Below are 18748 nucleotides of genomic sequence, written 5' to 3' on the forward strand. Positions count from 1 at the left end.
TTCAGTCCCGACGCATTGCGGCATCGGAAAGCACATCACTTCGCGCGTCGCGGCGTCATGACAGTTGGGTTCCAGGGGCCAGTGGCGTCCGGCTGGAGTGTAGTGACAGTAAGTTCGGAGATGCGTTGAAGCCGCACCGGCGTGAGTCTGCGCCTGGAAAACGGCCGAGGCCTCTGCGCCGCACTGCGGCCTCGTGCGCGACGCAAGCGCGAGCGTCAGCATCGCGTGAATTCGGCATGGCCCGCATTGCGTATGGCGTCGCGCAGCGTGCGCCGCCACACCCTGTCACAGCGCGTCGCATCACATGCACGCGCATTTAATGTCATCCACACATTCCATTTGCGGCGTTCGTGGTCTTGTAGCGCGGCTGCATCGCATCGCGCGGACCGGGTGCGCCGGCGCCGTCGCCATCTCTGGAAGCGCGACCGCGTGCAGGCGCATCCCGTTCCGACGCCCTTGCCATGCGACGGCGCAGTCCGCGCTGCCGGCAACGGTGCGCAGAGGCGACGTGTCCTTCTCATTCGTCGAACGGGATCTTCCGAATGCATGTCTGCCTGCTGTCCCTCTTTCCTCCTCACGATGCGGCCGCGCTGGACGCGGCCATGGCGGCGGCACAGGCACAGGGCTGCGATCACATCGTCTTGCCCAATCCGTTCGCACAGGATGCGCAGGGCCGTCTGCACGATCCGGCAGCCGACGACGCGGCGGGCCAGACACAGTTGCGCCACTGGCTGCAGCGGGCCGAGCAGCATGGGCTGCGCGTGCTGCTGGACCTGCGCATCGACGAGATCGGCGGCGGCAGCCGCCTGCTGCAGGAGCATCCGCACTGGTTCCGCGCGCGCAGCTCGGCGCTGCCGGATCCGCGCGCCGAGCGCGCCGCGCCGGACATCGCAGTGGGCCGTTTCGCCTCCGCCGAAGAAGGGGCGGGCCTGGCGCAGTGGTGGAGTGCGCGGTTGCTCGACTGGGTGCATAGCGGCGTGGCCGGCTTCCGCGTGTTGCAGCCGCAGCGCGTGCCGGCGTCGCTGTGGCGCACGCTGATCGACGGGGTCCACGCACAGGCGCCGCAGGCGCGGCTGCTGGCGTGGACGCCAGGCTTGGGCCTGGACGCCTTGCGCAGCCTGGCGGGCGCCGGCTTCGATGCCGCGTTCTCCTCGCTGGCCTGGTGGGACGGCCGCGGCGACTGGTTCTTCGATGAGGACAGCGCCCTGCGTGCGCTGGCGCGTTGCGTGGTCGCCACCGTCGATGCCGAGACGGCCTCGGATACGCCGCTGCCCTTGCCACGCGCGCAGCGGCAGCGCCTGGCCGCCGCGTTCGGTGGGGCCTGGGCGATCGCCGCGCAGGACACATCGACAGAATACGGGCAGCCCGCGCCTGCGCAGCACGGCTCCTCCGAGAGCGACGCGTCCACGCCGGCTGCGTCGTTGCCCGACGCCACCGCGTCGCTGCGCCTGCGCCCGCTGCTGCGCGACGGCGCGCTCACCGCGGTGGCGGTGGAACCGCTGGATGCCGCGGCATGGCTGGTGCTGCTCAACAGCGACCGCGACCACCTGCTGCCGGTACCGGGGCCGGCGCTGCTGCGCCTGCTCGGCGACAGCGAGGGCCTGCTCAGCGACCATGGCGAGCCGATCCAGGGCGAGCAAGGCGGCACCCTGGAAGCCGGCGAGGTGCGCATCTATCGCAGTCTGCCGGCGCGCCCGGTACTGACCGCCGCGCGCGCACGCACACCGGCCGAGATCGCCGCCGGCGAGGCGCGGGTGTGCATCGAGGCGGTGACGCCGTCGGTGGACGACGGACGCTTCCCGGTCAAACGCACGGTCGGCGACCGCGTGTGCGTGGAAGCCGATGCGTTCTGCGATGGCCACGACCGCATCGCCGTGGCGCTGCTGTGGCGTGCCGCCGATGCGCGTACCTGGTCCAGCACACCGATGCGCGCGCTCGGCAACGACCGCTGGCGCGGTGAGTTCCCCTTGCAGCGCCTTGGTCGCTACGAATTCCGCATCGAGGCCTGGCGCGACGTCTACGCCACCACCCACGCCGATTTGGAAAAGAAGCGCGCCGCCGGCACCCTGCTGCCGGTGGACGTGCAGGAAGCGCTGGCCCAGGTCGAGGCGGCGCGCGGGCGCAGCCGTGGCGCGCTGGCGACGCGGCTGAAGGCCATCGCCACCCGCATCGCCCGCACCGACGACCTGGCCGAGAAGGCGCAGTTGCTGCTCGAACCCGACACCGCCGAGGCGATGGCGCGCGCCGACGCCAAGCCGTTCCGCACCGAGTACCCGATGACCTTCCGGGTCGAGGCCGAACGCCGCGCCGCGCACTTCGCCAGCTGGTACGAACTGTTCCCGCGCTCGCAGAGCGGCGATCTGCAGCGCCACGGCACCTTCGACGACGTGATCGCGCGGCTGCCGCACATCCAGGCGATGGGCTTCGACGTGCTGTACATGCCGCCGATCCATCCCATCGGCGAGAAGAACCGCAAGGGCCGCAACAACGCGGTGACCGCCGAGCCGGGCGAACCCGGCAGCCCGTATGCGATCGGATCGGCCGAAGGTGGGCATACCGAGGTGCATCCCGAGCTGGGCGGGCTCGACGGTTTTCGCCGCCTACGTGCCGCTGCGGCCGAGCACGGCCTGGAACTGGCCCTGGATTTCGCCATCCAGTGCGCGCCGGATCATCCGTGGCTGCGCGACCATCCGGACTGGTTCACCTGGCGCGCCGACGGCTCCATCCCGTACGCGGAGAACCCGCCGAAGAAATACCAGGACATCGTCAACGTCGACTTCTACGCCAGCGGCGCAGTGCCGGCGCTGTGGAACGCGCTGCGCGATGCGGTGCTGTTCTGGGTCAACGAGGGCGTCACCCTGTTCCGCGTCGACAACCCGCACACCAAGCCGTTCCCGTTCTGGGAATGGCTGATCGCCGAAGTACGCGGGCGCCATCCGCAGGTGGTGTTCCTGTCCGAGGCCTTCACCCGGCCCAAGCCGATGTACCGGCTGGCCAAGGTCGGCTTCTCGCAGTCCTACACCTATTTCACCTGGCGCCAGCACAAGGCCGAACTGCAGGCCTACATCGAGGAACTCAACAGCGGCGCGCCCAGCGAGTGCTTCCGCCCGCATTTCTTCGTCAACACGCCGGACATCAATCCGCTGTTCCTGCAGCACAGTGGGCGCAGCGGGCACCTGATCCGCGCCGCGCTGGCCACCACGCTGTCCGGGCTGTGGGGCATGTACCAAGGCTTCGAACTGTGCGAGGCCACGCCGCTGCCGGGCAAGGAGGAATACCTCGACTCGGAGAAGTACCAGTTGCGCGTGTGGCCGGAGCGCGCACCGGGCGACATCGTCGAGGAGATCACCCGCCTCAACCAGCTGCGCCGCCAGCATCCGGAGCTGCAGTCGCACCTGGGCACGCGCTTCTACGTCGCGCACAACGAGCAGGTGCTGTACTTCGGCAAGTTCCTCGATGAAGCGCACCTGGCGCGCGGGCGCAGCCTGGTGCTGGTGGCGGTGAGCCTGGAACCGCATGCGGCGCAGAACGCGCAGATCGAAGTGCCGCTGTGGGAACTGGGCCTGCCGGACCACGCCAGCGTCGCCGTGCGCGACCTGTGGGACGGCCACGACTTCACCTGGTACGGCAAGACCCAACACATCCGCCTCGATCCGTCGCGGCCGTTCTCCCTGTGGCGCATCCGCGCCGGAGTTCCTGCATGAATGTCGCCGCGCCGTCGTCCCCCCAACTCGAGCCGCGCGCACCGGTCGGCGATGCGCGCTGGTACAAGGACGCGATCATCTACCAGGTGCACGTCAAGTCGTTCTTCGATTCCAACGACGACGGCATCGGTGACTTCCCCGGGCTGATTTCCAAGCTCGACTACATCGCCGACCTGGGCGTGGACACGATCTGGCTGCTGCCGTTCTACCCCAGCCCGCGCCGCGACGACGGCTACGACATCGCCGAGTACATGGCGGTGCATCCGGACTACGGCAGCATCGCCGACTTCCAGCGCTTCGTGGAGCAGGCGCACGCGCGCGGCATCCGCATTGTCACCGAACTGGTGATCAACCACACCTCCGACCAGCACCCCTGGTTCCAGCGTGCGCGCATGGCTCCGGCCGGCTCCCCGGAGCGCGCGTTCTACGTGTGGTCCGACAGCGACCAGGACTACGCCGGCACCCGCATCATCTTCTGCGATACCGAGAAGTCCAACTGGACCTGGGACCCGGAGGCCGGCCAGTACTTCTGGCACCGCTTCTACTCGCACCAGCCGGACCTGAACTTCGACAACCCGGCCGTGCTGGAAGCCGTGCTGGAAGTGATGCGCTTCTGGCTGGACCTGGGCGTGGACGGCCTGCGCCTGGACGCGGTGCCGTACCTGATCGAGCGCGAGGGCACCTCCAACGAGAACCTGCCCGAGACCCACGCCATCCTGCGCCGCATCCGCGCCACGCTCGATGCCGAATACCCCGACCGCATGCTGCTGGCCGAGGCCAACATGTGGCCGGAAGACACCCAGCAGTACTTCGGCGAGAACGCCGACGAATGCCACATGGCGTTCCACTTCCCGCTGATGCCGCGCATGTACATGGCGATCGCGCGCGAGGACCGCTTCCCGATCACCGACATCATGCGCCAGACCCCGGAGATCCCGGAGAGTTGCCAGTGGGCGATCTTCCTGCGCAACCACGACGAACTGACCCTGGAGATGGTCACCGACTCCGAGCGCGACTACCTGTGGCAGACCTACGCCGCCGACCGCCGCGCGCGCATCAACCTCGGCATCCGCCGGCGCCTGGCGCCGCTGCTGGAGCGCGACCGCCGCCGCATCGAGTTGATGACCTCGCTGCTGCTGACCATGCCCGGCACGCCGGTGCTGTACTACGGCGACGAGATCGGCATGGGCGACAACATCCATCTCGGCGACCGCGACGGCGTGCGCACGCCGATGCAATGGTCGATCGACCGCAACGGCGGCTTCTCGCGCGCCGATCCCGCGGCGCTGGTGCTGCCGCCGATCATGGACCCGCTGTACGGCTTCCAGGCGGTCAACGTGGAAGCGCAGCAGCGCGACCAGTACTCGCTGCTGACCTGGACCCGCCGCGTGCTGTCGGTGCGCAAGCGCTACCGCGCCTTCGGTCGCGGTGCGCTGCGCTTCCTGTATCCGGGCAACCGCCGCCTGCTCGCCTACCTGCGCTGCCACGAGGACGAGACCGTGCTGTGCGTGGCCAACCTCTCGCATACGCTGCAGGCGGTGGAACTGGACCTGTCCGAGTTCGAGGGCCGGGTGCCGGTGGACATCCTCGGCGGCGGCAGCTTCCCGCCGATCGGGCGCCTGACCTATCTGCTCACCGTGCCGGCGTTCGGTTTCTACGCTTTCCAACTGGTCGGCAATGCCACGCTGCCGGACTGGCACGTACCGGCGCCGGTGCCGCTGCCGGACTACCAGACCCTGGTGCTGCGCAATACGGTCGATAGCGCCGGCCTGCAGGCGCATCTGCCGACGCTGGAACGCGACATCCTGCCGGCGTGGCTGTCCACGCGGCGCTGGTTCGCGGCCAAGGACCGCGCGCTGCGCAGCGTACGCATCGCACGGCGCACGCCGCTGTCCGGCGGCGACGGTCTGACCCTGCTGGAGATCGAGGCGGAGCTGGACGACGGCGCCCACGAGCGCTACATCCTGCCGCTGGGCATCGTCTGGGAGCGCGAGCAGCCGAGCGTATTGGCCGAACAACTGGCGCTGGCGCGCGTGCGTCACGGCCGCGAGGTCGGCTACCTGACCGATGCCTTCGCACTGAAGCCCTTCACCCTGAGCATGCTCGCCGCGTTGCGCGACAAGGCGGAGTTGCGTGTGGATGGCGAGGCCGGCAATGAAGCCGGCACCGAGCGCATCCGCTTCTGCCCGACACCGGCGCTGCAGCGCGTGGACATTCCCGCCGATCCGGAGATCCGCTGGCTGTCGGCCGAGCAGAGCAACAGCTCATTGATCGTCGGCGACGCGGCGGTGTTCAAGTTGCTGCGCCGCGTGTCGGCCGGCGTCAACCCGGAGATCGAGATCGGCGAGCGCCTCACCGAATTGGGCTACGCCAACGCCGCGCCGCTGCTGGGCCATGTCGCCCGCGTCGAGGCCGACGGCAGCGAGACCACGCTGGCCCTGCTGCAGGGCTTCGTGCGCAACCAGGGCGACGCCTGGCGCTGGACGCTGGATCATCTCGCACGCGGTGCCGAGGAATACGACGCCGCTCAGGACGATGCCGCGCGGCTGGAGAGCGTGGCCGGCTACGACGCCTTCGCCGCCTTGGTTGGCCGGCGCCTGGCCGAACTGCACGCGGCGCTGGCGCAGCCCACCGACGCGCCCGCCTTCGCGCCGCAACCGGTGGACGCGGCCGCCGCGCAGCAGGTGGTGGACGGCGTGGTGCACGAAGTGCAGGCGATGTGGGACACGCTCATCGCGCATCGCGACGCCAACGACGACCCGGCCGAACACGCCGCGGTGGACAGCCTGCTGGCCGAACGCGCGCGCCTGGATGCCTGGCTGCGGCAGGCGCTGTCGCTGTTGTCCGGTGCGCTGCTGACCCGCGTACACGGCGATTTCCACCTCGGCCAGATCCTGGTCGCGTTCGACGACGTGGTGCTGATCGACTTCGAAGGCGAGCCGGCCAAGTCGCTGGACGAACGCCGCGCCAAGGCCAGCCCGTTGCACGACGTGGCCGGCTTCCTGCGCTCGCTGGACTACGCCAGCGAAGTCTCCGCGCGCGGTGAGGAGGGCACTGCCGCCCGCGTCGGCGCCGGCCTGGACACCGCGCAGGAGGCGTACCTGGCCGCGTTCCGCAGCCGCGCCAGTGCCGCCTTCCTGGCCGCTTATCGCGCCGTGCTCGATGCCAGCCCGCATCCGTGGGTGGCGCCGGCCGCGTTCGAGGCCACCACCTTGCTGTTCCTGATCGAGAAGGCCTGCTACGAAATTCGCTACGAGGCCGCCAACCGCCCGGCATGGATCATGGTGCCCATACAGGGACTGTTGCGCATACTCGACCGCTTTCCCGCGCCCCAGGAGTCGATTCGATGAGTGATGCCGTCCACGTCTGGGACGACGCGACGCAACGCGCCTTCGCCACTGCCCGCCACGGCGACCCGTTCGCCGTGCTGGGCGCGCATCGCCTCGGCGAGGCGCGGGTGCTGCGCAGCTACCAGCCGGGCGCCGATGCGGTGCTGGCGGTGCTGGAGGACGGCAGCGAAGTGCCGCTTCAGCAGGGGCCGGAAGGCTTCTTCCATGCCGAACTGCCGGGCGAAGGGCGCTACCGCCTGCGCATCCGCTGGCCCGGCGGCGAGCAGGACACCGCCGACGCCTACGCGTTCGGCCCGCAGCTCAGCGACTTCGACCTTCACCTGATCGCCGAAGGCCATCACCTGAACCTGGCCGATGCGCTGGGCGCCAACGTGGTCGAGGTCGACGGCGAGCGCGGCACCCGCTTCGCGGTGTGGGCGCCCAACGCCTCGCGCGTGGCGGTGATCGGCGACTTCAACAGCTGGGACGCGCGCCGCCACCCGATGCGCCTGCGCCACCAGGCCGGCGTGTGGGAGCTGTTCGTGCCCGGCGTCGGCCCCGGCGCCCGCTACAAGTTCGCTCTGCGCGGCCCGCGCGGCGAAGAACTGCCGGCCAAGGCCGATCCGGTCGCGCGCCAGGCCGAACTGGCGCCCGGCACCGCCTCCATCGTCGCCGACCCCACGCCGTTCCAGTGGCGCGACGACGCCTGGATGGCCACGCGCGCGCGCCGCCACGCCCCGCAGGCGCCGATCAGCGTGTACGAAGTGCACGCCGGCTCGTGGATGCACGCCGCCGACGGCAGCCTGCTCGATTGGGACTCGCTGGCCGAGCGGCTGATTCCGTACGTCGCCGACATGGGCTTCACCCACATCGAACTGCTGCCGGTCACCGAACACCCGTTCGGCGGCTCCTGGGGCTACCAGCCGCTGGGCCTGTTCGCGCCCACCGCGCGCTTCGGCAGCCCGGAAGGCTTCGCCCGCTTCGTCGATCGCTGCCACCGCGAGGACATCGGCGTCATCGTCGACTGGGTGCCGGCGCATTTCCCCACCGACGCGCACGGCCTGGCCCACTTCGACGGCACCGCGCTGTACGAACACGCCGACCCGCGCGAAGGTTTCCACCGCGACTGGAACACGCTCATCTACAACCACGGCCGTCGCGAAGTCTCCGGCTTCCTGATCGCCAGCGCGCTGGAGTTCCTGCAGCGCTACCACGTCGACGGCCTGCGCGTGGACGCGGTCGCCTCCATGCTCTACCGCGACTACAGCCGCAACGCCGGCGAGTGGGTGCCCAACATCCACGGCGGCCGCGAGAACTACGAGAGCATCGCCTTCCTGCGCCGGCTCAACCAGGTGGTGGCCGAGCAGGCGCCCGGCGCCATGACCATCGCTGAAGAATCCACCGCCTGGCCCGGCGTCACCGCCGACCTTGCCCACGGTGGCCTGGGCTTTAACTACAAGTGGAACATGGGCTGGATGCACGACAGCCTGCACTACATCGAACTGGACCCGATCTACCGCCGCTACCACCACGGCGAGATGACCTTCAGCATGGTCTACGCGTATTCCGAGCGTTTCATGCTGCCCATCTCCCACGACGAAGTGGTGCACGGCAAGCGCTCCCTGCTCGGCCGCATGCCCGGCGACGACTGGCAGCGCTTCGCCAACCTGCGCGCCTACCTCGGCTACATGTACACCCACCCCGGCCGCAAATTGCTGTTCATGGGCTGCGAGATCGCCCAGCCCACCGAGTGGAACCACGACGCCGCGCTGCCCTGGCACCTGCTCGACCAACCCAACCACCGCGGCATCCAGCGCCTGGTCCGCGACCTCAACCGCCTCTACGCCGAACACCCCGCACTGCACGCCCGCGACGACGAACCGGAAGGTTTCGCCTGGGTCATCGGCGACGATGCCGGCAACAGCCTGTTCGCCTACCTGCGCAAGGCCCGTAGCGGCGACACCCCGCTGCTGGTGGTGGCCAACCTCACCCCGCAGGTGCACCACGGCTACCGCATCGGCGTGCCCCGTGGCGGCCGCTGGCGCGAACTGCTCAACTCCGACAGCGAGATCTACGGCGGCAGCAACACCGGCAACGGTGGCAGCGTGCGTGCCGAGAACGTCGGCGCGCACGGGCATCCGGCGTCGCTGGCGTTGACCATCCCGCCGCTGGCGGTGCTGGTGTTGGGGGTCGAGGAGTAGGGCGAGAAAGCAGAAGGGACCGCGGCGAGAGCGCGGAGACAGCCGGCTGTTCGGAGAGAAGCCGGCTGTTGTGGGAGGGACTTCAGTCCCGACGCTTTCCCGACCCACTGTCAGCACCTGAGCCGCAACCCCATGAGGATGCCAAGGATGCGCACCGATCAGGTGCAATCCTTGCCGCCTAACGCGCTGAGGCCACAGGCCGAGCGCAATTCTCGGCCCCGTCTACCGCCCCGGGCAGACAGCCCACCACCCCGACCGGTAAACTCACGCCCGCCTCGGCGCCTTCCTCTGCATGCACGCCAGAGGCGCCAAGCCGGCGGCCGACGCATCGCCCGCCCGCTCCGGACGCATCCGGGCCTATAGCTCAACGGTTAGAGCAGAGGACTCATAATCCTTTGGTTCCAGGTTCGAATCCTGGTGGGCCCACCATAAGCACGAAAATACATTTAAATGTTGTCTGCTCTTGAAAAAGTGGTACTAGAAGTGCACTTGACCCCGCTCTTTGATTGAGATGCCGGTTTGGGTCGGGGTAAGCCCCGCACACCCTCGACATGCGTACATCGATCTGGTCGTGATGATCATCAGCGGTGAGGAAATTGGGTTCGTGCCAGGCAGAACTGTCCGACAGTGTCACGCGATGAGGCAGTGCCACATATCGCTGGCACTAGGCTGCCGCATCTCTAGGCCTTGGGGGACTGTCCCTTGGCTACAGATAGGCCATGGATAGCAGCAGGGCGGCCATGACCCGATGCGGCTCTCCGATAAGAAGACAGGTTCTAGGTTCACTTCTTGCGTAGAGACCTATCTCTGAGTGCGAGCTGGCGTACTCAGTAGGCGCTGAACGTGCGCTTCTGGCCGCACTTAGCCGAGTGCTTCCGACCTGAAGCGGACGTCGACCAAGGCAACTTCTAGAGCCTACGGTGAGGCGCAGGCACACCGAGACTTGAAACACATCCGTCGGCGTTGTCGAATAGGAGTGTTTAGGCGTTTTGTTTCCGGCCGGCTGAGCGGCTCCTGCCTCTCGGTAATGTGCGCTAGCCTAGACTTGGCCATCCTAGTGCTAGCAGTTCTAGCAGGCAGGTTGTCCACCGGTTCCGGCAATGCATGCTTAGACGCTTAGGCGAATCACGGGAAATTTGCGTCCTTTGCGGACTGTCCCACTTCAAGTGCAGAAAGTTCCGCTCGGAATTTCTCATGGTCGGCAAGACCGAGGGTGAGGTTCAGTCTTTTGCCAGAGCTTGCGTTGTAGCCAAGGTCGAGCGCAAAAATGTGCGAACGGGTCCAAGTAACTCAGGGAAGAAATAATGAAGATTCGGCATATCGAAATCGCTAATTTCCGCAAGCTCCAAGCGGTCCGCGTCGACCTCACGGACGACACCACCCTTCTCGTTGGAGCCAACAACAGCGGAAAGTCCTCTGCGATGCTTGCGTTGCGTCGATTCCTTGTCTCGCATAAGAGCACATTCAGGCTGCTCGATTTTACCCTCTGTCACTTCCCCACGATTGATGCGATGGGAAAGGCATGGGAAGCCGCCCCTGCGGGGAGTCAACCACCGGTGGTTGATCCGTGGATGGCTATGGTCCCGATGCTTGACCTATGGCTGTCTGCAAAAAACGGTGAACTCCACTTCGTCAAGGACCTCATTCCATCCTTCAGTTGGCGTAGCGGGCTTGTAGGCGTGCGGTTCCGGCTCGAGCCGAAGGACATCATCGCGCTGTACAACGATTTCCGGTCGGAACGCGAGCGGGTTCATGCGCTGGAGGCAGAGGCCGCCAAAGATGCTGGCAAGGCGGCGTTGACGCTCTGGCCGAAGGACCTTACCGATTTCCTCACCAGGCGGCTTGGCGCGCATTTCGAAATGCGCTGGTACCGCCTTGATCCGGCCAAGCTCGTCGAGCCGGACAAGGTGACACGAGAGGCGGTGCTCCAACCCCTCGGGCCGTCGACCGTGCCTATGGAGGCCAACCCGCTTGCCGGTCTGGTTCGGATTCACGAAATCAATGCCCAGCGCGGATTCGGTGAACTGGACGGAAGCGAAAGCGAGGATTCAACATCGGCGGGACGGTCTGGACGACGGTTGTCCGAGCAGCTGCGGGCTTATTACAAGCGGCACCTCGACCCGGAACAGTCACCCGGACCAACAGATATTGAGGCCCTCCGGGCGATGGACGCGGCCCGCGTCGCGTTCGATGTTAGGCTCGCTGCGAGCTTCAGGCCGGCGTTCCAGGAAGTCGAATCGCTAGGGTATCCGGGGGCCAACGACCCGACGATACATGTGGCGACACAGCTGAGTGCGGCCGACGGAATCAATCACGAATCGGCCGTGCTCTTCGAACTCGACTCTGTTGGTGGCGCGGCCGGCGCGCCACCGCTTCGGCTTCCTGAGACCTCCAACGGACTCGGATACCAGAACCTCATCTCGATGATCTTTCGCTTGATGAGTTTTAGGGACGCCTGGCTGCGCAAGAGTAAGGCAGCGCTCGCATCTGACGATGTGGTCGTCGAGCCAATCCACCTCGTGATGATTGAGGAGCCGGAGGCGCATCTTCACGCTCAGGTGCAGCAGGTGTTCGTACGCCACGCCTATCATGTGCTTACCAATGATCCGTTGTTGAAGAAATTTCCCGGCCTCTCGACGCAGTTGGTGGTGAGTTCGCATTCGAGCCACATAGCTCACGAACTCCCGTATGCGTCACTCCGGTACTTCAGGCGCCTTCCGGCAGGGATGCATGGAAAACAGGTGCCGGTGTCGACTGTTTCGAACCTCGAGGCCGTCTTTGGGGATGACACCAACACGAAACGGTTTGTCACCCGCTATCTGCGCTCACAGCATGCGGACGTGTTCTTCGCGGACGCGTTGATACTCGTCGAGGGCGCCGCCGAACGAATTCTGCTCCCGCACTTTATTCGCAACCGATTTTTGCAGCTTCACCAGGCATACGTCACCTTGCTGGAGGTAGGCGGCAGTCACGCCCACCGTTTGCGTCCGTTGCTCGACGCTCTGGGAATCCCGTGCCTTGTCATCACCGACATCGACGCGTTGAGCGGCAAGGCTTCCGTGCAGGTCAAGCGCAACGCAGGGCAGGTTACGGGAAACCCGACACTGCGAAACTGGTTGAAGTCAAAAAACAAGAAGAGTGGGATTGATGGCCTGCTTGACCTATCAGAGGCTGATAAAGTCATAGTTTCCGACGACCTCTACTCCATTCGCATGGCCTACCAGACGCCGGCCTATGTAGCAGTGCCAGCCGGGGCTGCGCCGCAAGAGGTGTTGCCAGGAACATTCGAGGACGCGCTGATCTTCGCCAATCTTGCGCATTTTTCAGCCGCAAAGGGCAAAGGAATGATAGGTGCGGTGGTGCGGGAAGTTGCAAAGGCAGTAAGTGGCGACGCCCTCGCCGCTGGGTTGTTTAATGTCATCGGTGATGGCGACAAGGCCGGGTTCGCACTCGGCGTCCTTTATGACACCAAATTTGAGGCCCTCATTCCTCCGTCCTATATCGAAGAGGGCCTTTCTTGGCTTCAGGAGCGCATCGTCAAGAAAAAACACGAGATGCTTCTGGTGTCCGTTCCTGTAGAGGACGGCGCGCATGAGTGAGGTGCCCGACAGCTTGGTCGACAACGAGGTCGACGTGGTCATTGACCAGTGCTTGCATCTGGATGCCCCGCAGAGCTTCTTCATGTACGCCGGGGCCGGCTCCGGCAAGACGCGTTCCCTTGTTGATGCAATTGGAAAACTCCGGCTGCGCGAACGCGAGCGGCTGGTGTACAAGGGACAACGGATCGCGGTCATTACCTACACAAATGCCGCACGCGACGAGATTCTCCGGCGAATTGAATTTGACGCTCTGGTCGACGTCTCGACCATTCACAGTTTTGCCTGGCGCCTCATTAAGGGTTTCGACGATGAAATCAGGACATGGCTGAAGGCTTCTATTGCCAAATCGATGGCGAAACTTGCAGATGCAATGGGGCGTGCACGTGAAGAGAACAAGACATTTCTCAAGAACAAGGCCGATTTCGAGCGAAAGGAAAAGCGTCTCGAAGCGCTCGATTCGGCGCTGTCGTTCCACTACAGCGCATCAGGGACAGAGCGCCTGCGGGGGGCCCTGACGCACCAAGAAGTTATCGGCATGGCCGGAGACTTCCTGCAAAAACACCCGCTGCGCGAAGTCCTCGTCGACCTCTATCCAGTCGTTCTCATTGATGAGAGTCAGGACACGCACGAGGAAGTTATGGAGGCGCTTCTCTCGATCCAAGCACACGCAAGCGACCGGTTCGCCCTCGGGCTTCTCGGTGACACGATGCAGCGAATCTACACTCATGGCATGCCTCGTCTCGAGGAGGTGGTACCAAGAGAATGGGCGAGGCCTGCAAAGGTGATGAATCACCGGTCGGCCGAGCGCATTGTCCGTCTCGTTAACACTATCCGCTCGGAGGTAGATGGGCAGAGGCAACGCGCTCGCCATGACAAGCCCGGTGGATTTGTGAGGATCTTTATCACCGGCCTTGGTGCAACCAAGACACTTGAGCTCGAGGAGGAGGTGGCTTGCAGGATGGCTGAGATCACCGGCGCTGCCGAGTGGGGGCTCGGGCCTGAACACCGCAAGACTCTCGTTCTCGAACATCGTATGGCGTCCCGGCGGCTCGGATTCGATGACGTTTTCGGGCCTTTGTATGAGACCGAAACACTGAGGACATCGCTCCTGGACGGTGTGCTGGGACCTGTCAATTTTCTTTTAGACGACGTTCTACCTATTGTGGACGCGGGCCTCTCCGGTGACGAGTTCGCACTGGTCGACAGCATTCGGACACGCTCCCCCCTCTTTGATGGTAAAGCGCTTGCCGGACACGCCGACCAGTTGGATGCGGTCCGAGCCGCAGGCGATGGTGCACGTCGCTTGACCGAGCAACTGTGTGATTGCGACCCCCCACTGCGCGAGGTCATCAGCGGACTGCAGGAGAGCGGGCTGCTGGCCGTTCCAAATGAACTCCTCCAAGCCCTTAACACGCAGGAGCCTGACGACGGGGCCGCTCCCGAAGACGACCGCCAGGCACAACAAATGCGCGCTTGGCGCAGAGTGCTGCTAGCACCATTCTCCCAGATTCGCGCCATGGCCCTTTATGCGAGGGGATTATCTGCATTCGATACGCACCAGGGGGTAAAGGGACTTGAGTTCCCGCGAGTGTTGGTCGTCATTAGTGACGATGAGGCGAACGGGTTTACCTTCAGTTATGACAAGGTCCTAGGCACCAGGGCCACCGATAGAGACGCAGAGAAGGAAGCCGGAGGAGGCGATTCCCAGCGCGCCCAAACACGCCGCCTTCTATATGTGACCTGCAGCCGGGCGGAGCATAGCCTGGCTCTGATGGTCTACGCCCAGAATCCTGGGGCCGTCCGTGATGAGGTCATCCGCAAAGGGTGGTTCGGTGCGGATGAGGTGGTCCTCATCTGACGGTGCGGCGAGCCGCGGTCCGATTCGGGGCAAGCACGGCCCCCCACCAGCCGAGGTCAACCGCAACAACGCGGTTTCGGGCACCGGCCAACACATCTCCCTCCTCTTCTGCGTCTTGCCACCGTTGGAGGCCGGCGTACCGGCGGTGTCAAGCAAGCTATCCCCTTTTTTTTCATTGCTCGGGAGTGATTCTCAGGCTTTCACAGCGTCCGCCGGAGCAGGTCAGCTACATCAGCGCGGCGCGGGCGGGCTATCCCAAACCCGCTCGGGCGTGGTTTAGTGCCAGCAGACGTCGCAAAATCTCCTCGTCGGCCATCCCCGGGGTGTAGTCCGCCCAGCCGTAGGCTTCGGCGACAGCCTTGTCCAAGGCTTCATGCAGCAGCGTCAACCAGTTGGGCCGTCCGTTGTAAAGGTTGGTCAAGGTGCGCTTCCTCAGCTCAGGGGCCTTGTCTAACTTGTCCGGCTTGAGCACAGGCCGCATAGGAAAGCCAGCCTTCTCTTCGCCGGGAGTGCGTACCCAATCGACCCATTCTTGAGGGTTTAGCCAAGCGTCGCGTGATTCAACCAACGCCTTCACCGCCACAGCGATTCGTTGCGCGCTCAGTTCTTCCCCATATGCTTCCGCAGGAACATCCGGCGTCATGCCCTCCGGGAAGGGAAACGTTTCAAAGGAAGTCGTATGCGTGTAGCGTGGATCGTTCCCGACCCCCAGATTTGTTCCTTGTCTTAGCGCCCAGACTTCATGAATGCGGGACTGAAGAATTCCCATGGAGGTGTCGTCATCGCGTGCGACAACAACTAGTGCATCGCCAGGCACCACGCCAGCAGGTGCCCAGACGCACAAGTGGTGTTTAGAAACGCGAGGGATGGCGATGAAGCGTGGAAGCTCACTCAGAGCGGCGAACATCTGCGGGCGGGGCCAGAGCAGCAGCCACCATGGGTAGTCTGCGTTTCGCCTTGCGTACGCACGATGGAGGCGAACATTGGAGATTGCCGCAAACGGCTTCTCGAACATTGCGGCCGAGATCTCGTCCCTTGTGCCGAAGTTGACGATGAATCGGTCAAGCGGCCTCGATGTAATGTCGTCAGCAATCCAGTACGGTCTAACCACATCGGCCATCGGCTCGCCGCGAAGATTGGCCGGTTCATTCAGCAGGCTTCGCGCCTCGTCGCCCATTAGGTTGAAAGAAGCATCGGGTAGCCCCAGTTCTTCACGACGCTTGCGCTGCAAGGATGCCGACGGCGTTACACCCTGAAACGACATGCCGAGATTCTGCGTAATGCGATTGGCCTTGGTGATGTCAGCTATGTCTTTCCCGCCCGCGGTTAGGTCGGCATAGATTTCGCCTACGGGTTTTCCATTTAGCACGGCGCCCGCACGGTTGCCAAATCCTGTCATTGACACTCGTACGGCTGCGCCATTATCCCACCATTCTTCATCACTCCACGCGAGGAAGATGCGCGTGGTTTTCAAAATGCGTTGCAATACTTTACGATTTGCTCCACCACGAATCGAGTTGGTCGAAACCAATCCTGCGGCCTGCAGATCTCCGGCTTCGATCTGATCGCGCGCCTTCTCCAGCCAAAAGCATACCAAGTCCGCCCCGCCTGGCACGCGGCCGTCATAGACCTTGCGAACCAGCTTGGTGTACGCCACCCCCAACTCGCCCTGCATCTTCTTGTCACCGAGGAATGGAGGGTTGCCGACAACGACATCCGCCTTCGGCCACTTAGCCTCCGAGCCATCCGCGTTCAATAGCGCATCTCGGTTCTCGATACCGTCCAACGGCTTCAGGATGGGATTGATGCTGTGCTGCCAACCATTCTGGCGGCACCACTGAATGTCGCCGATCCAGACGGTCACCCTGGCCAGTTCGGCGGCGAACTCGTTGATTTCCAATCCGAGGATGTTGTGCGGACCCGTTTGCATGGCGACCTCCCCATGCAGGCCCAATTCCTGGGCTTGCACATGCGCTTGCTTTTCTACGTCCCGCATCGCCTTCAGAGCGAGGTACAGGAAGTTGCCTGAGCCACAAGCCGGGTCGAGCACGTGGAACTGGTTGAGGCGCAGGAGGAAAGCGCGGTACAGGGCTTCGCCCTTCCGGAGGGCCTCGTTGGCACGGTATGAATTTCCGCGTCCCTTGACCATGCCGAACTTCGGCGCCAACTCGGCGATCTGCGTGCGTACCGAATCCCATTCGGTCAGCAGCGGCTCGCGCACCAGCGGGTCCACCAGCTTGGCGATGGTGCCGGTGTCAGTGTAGTGAGCGCCCAAGGGCGCGCGCTGCTCGCCTAAACCGCGCTCGAACAGGGTGCCGAAAATGGTCGGATCGATGGCCCGCCAGTCCATGTCGGAGGCCGCCCGCCGCAGGGTGTCAACGTCGGACGCTGTCAGATTAGGCGCGGCGATGTCACTGAACAGCCCTCCGTTGAACCATTGGATGTCGTGGTCGCCATACTCGCCCTTGGGCTTTCCCATGGCCTTGAAAAGCGTTTCGATCCGCTTCGCGGCCTTGATCACATCCGTGCCGGCGTTGGTCAGCAGGTTGGTGAAGATTCCTTTAGGCAGTAGCTCCTCGTCCTCGGCGAACATACAAAACAAGCATTGCACGAGGAAGTGGGCCACCTTGTCGCGGTCCTCGCCGCGATGGCGCATCGCTTCGGCCAAGTCCGCGAAACGCTTGGCGGCCTCTGCCGTGATGGCGGCAGAGGACTTCTCTGGGCGCAGCTTGCCCGGGTCGGTCCACACCCAGCGCAAGCGCTGGCGGACGGCCTCGTCGGCCAAGTCTTCGATGAGGATGGTCTCCGGCTCGTCGGGGTAGCCGGTGAATGCCTTGTGGATGACGATGCGCTCGCGGTCGCACACGATCAGTAGGGGAGGATTCTCAAGTTGCAGTGTGTAGTCCGTGAGCTGCTTCAGCGCATCTTTCAGGTTTCGGCCCGGCTTCTTGTTCTCCCACGCGAAATGGCCGCGCTTCCACACGTCAGCCCAACCATTACCTCCGCCGGACTTCTCTGCGCCACGCTCGAACTGGTATTCCCCCTTTTTGAGGGGCTCATCCACCCCAAGCAGCCGACACAGGTGCGAAAAGTGCAATTGCGCGCCTTCGCGTTCGTTGAAGTTGTGGCCCTTCCAGAGGCCGATAAACTCTTCCGGCGTCATTCCGACGGCTTCCCCATGTCCCATGAACGACTGATTATGCCTGAGACGAAGGCCCGACCCATGCAGCGCTCTGTGATGACTGTGGCTGAGCGCACTTGCAGCCTATGGGGACGACGTTCGAGCCGGTGCACAAGGCGTCCAAACGATACGTCCAACTCTGCATCAGGTCTCACGATATTTGGACTAGGTTAACTTATATACGCACCCGCGCGATTTCCTGCAGATGTCTACAATATTCCTGTTTTAAACGTTGACACCTGCTTTTGGGGCGAGCAACCATCTACCTGCTGCGGCAAATTCCGCAGCCGGGTTTGGTCTCCCGAAATCACTTGGCGACTCCCACTCAAATGGAGGACGTCATGTCCGGTAGCGCTTCCGCCCTTTCAAAGACCAAATCCCCTCGCCGCGCCGCCAAGGCTCCACCCTGCTGGCTCAAGCTCGAATCGCCCGACCCCCTGGACGCGATTGCCGCCGAGCCGCTGCCTGGCGCGTCGGCGCCGCCGTTGTGCCCCGAGACCGGCAAGGACCCAGTGCCCAGGCGCTCGATCCCGCGTCGGCCCACGCAGTGCACCATTGGCTATCGCCATTACGACGTGGAGCGCGATGGCATGCGAGTTGGGCGGCAGGTGCCCAGCCTGCGCTTGCATGGCCTGTGGCTGGAAGGCCTCGGCTTCGCGGTGGGTGGCAAGGCGCGAATCACGATGGCTAATGGCGCTCTGCTGATCACGGTAGTGCAGGTGGTGCCGCCGCCCGTGGCGAAGAAACGACGCTCGTGCAAGGTGGCGCCGTAGCCGCCAAGTTTTGAAGGTGGGTTGCCGGGGCGGAGCCATGAGCCGAAGCGTTTGACGGTGGAGATGACGCGTGCCGGTCGCGTCGTCGCTACACGTCGGTCCT

General features: G+C 64.5%; 7 protein-coding genes and 1 tRNA gene. 7 read left to right on the top strand and 1 reads right to left on the bottom strand.

Features of this window, described 5'->3' with window-relative positions:
- The first annotated feature begins 602 nt into the window (after positions 1-602).
- The 6 genes from D180_RS01975 to D180_RS02000 all read left to right on the top strand — a co-directional run bounded on the left by D180_RS01975 (position 603) and on the right by D180_RS02000 (position 14691).
- Positions 603-3704, top strand: coding sequence for a maltotransferase domain-containing protein (locus D180_RS01975; RefSeq protein WP_232760267.1), 3102 nt, complete (start codon positions 603-605; stop codon positions 3702-3704).
- Positions 3701-7054 carry a maltose alpha-D-glucosyltransferase gene (treS, locus tag D180_RS01980; RefSeq protein ID WP_017911460.1) on the top strand — a complete coding sequence of 1118 codons (3354 nt, stop codon included), beginning with the start codon at positions 3701-3703 and terminating at the stop codon, positions 7052-7054. The genes D180_RS01975 and treS overlap by 4 nt, the downstream gene beginning before the upstream one ends.
- Entirely contained in the window at positions 7051-9234 is a 2184-nt protein-coding gene (gene glgB / locus D180_RS01985; protein WP_017911461.1) for a 1,4-alpha-glucan branching protein GlgB, read from the top strand. The genes treS and glgB overlap by 4 nt, the downstream gene beginning before the upstream one ends.
- 353 nt (positions 9235-9587) lie before the next feature.
- A tRNA-Ile gene (locus D180_RS01990) sits at positions 9588-9663 on the top strand.
- 875 nt (positions 9664-10538) lie between these two features.
- Positions 10539-12833, top strand: a complete 2295-nt coding sequence (locus D180_RS01995; protein ID WP_043090309.1) for an AAA family ATPase — start codon at positions 10539-10541, stop codon at positions 12831-12833.
- Positions 12826-14691 (top strand): UvrD-helicase domain-containing protein, encoded by a 1866-nt coding sequence (locus D180_RS02000; RefSeq protein WP_017911463.1) that lies wholly within the window; start codon positions 12826-12828, stop codon positions 14689-14691. The genes D180_RS01995 and D180_RS02000 overlap by 8 nt, the downstream gene beginning before the upstream one ends.
- A gap of 250 nt (positions 14692-14941) precedes the next feature.
- On the opposite strand, the gene D180_RS02005 is transcribed toward D180_RS02000, so the two are convergent.
- Positions 14942-17854 (bottom strand): DNA methyltransferase, encoded by a 2913-nt coding sequence (locus tag D180_RS02005; RefSeq protein ID WP_017911464.1) that lies wholly within the window; start codon positions 17852-17854, stop codon positions 14942-14944.
- Between the two features lie 359 nt (positions 17855-18213).
- Here D180_RS02005 and D180_RS23225 point away from each other — a divergent pair, with 359 nt between their 5' ends.
- A complete protein-coding gene (locus D180_RS23225; protein WP_157835406.1) occupies positions 18214-18645 on the top strand; it encodes a SymE family type I addiction module toxin in 432 nt (143 codons plus the stop codon).
- Positions 18646-18748: the final 103 nt, after the last annotated feature.

Source organism: Xanthomonas sp. SHU 166, assembly GCF_000364685.1.
GTDB lineage: Bacteria > Pseudomonadota > Gammaproteobacteria > Xanthomonadales > Xanthomonadaceae > Xanthomonas_A > Xanthomonas_A sontii.

What these genes read in the sequence shown, in the direction of transcription:
- D180_RS01975 (WP_232760267.1), top strand. Translation starts at nt 603, where the DNA reads ATGGCGGCGGCACAGGCACAGGGCTGCGATCACATCGTCTTGCCCAAT.
- treS (WP_017911460.1), top strand. Translation starts at nt 3,701, where the DNA reads ATGAATGTCGCCGCGCCGTCGTCCCCCCAACTCGAGCCGCGCGCACCG.
- glgB (WP_017911461.1), top strand. Translation starts at nt 7,051, where the DNA reads ATGAGTGATGCCGTCCACGTCTGGGACGACGCGACGCAACGCGCCTTC.
- D180_RS01995 (WP_043090309.1), top strand. Translation starts at nt 10,539, where the DNA reads ATGAAGATTCGGCATATCGAAATCGCTAATTTCCGCAAGCTCCAAGCG.
- D180_RS02000 (WP_017911463.1), top strand. Translation starts at nt 12,826, where the DNA reads ATGAGTGAGGTGCCCGACAGCTTGGTCGACAACGAGGTCGACGTGGTC.
- D180_RS02005 (WP_017911464.1), bottom strand. Translation starts at nt 17,854, where the DNA reads ATGACGCCGGAAGAGTTTATCGGCCTCTGGAAGGGCCACAACTTCAAC.
- D180_RS23225 (WP_157835406.1), top strand. Translation starts at nt 18,214, where the DNA reads ATGTCCGGTAGCGCTTCCGCCCTTTCAAAGACCAAATCCCCTCGCCGC.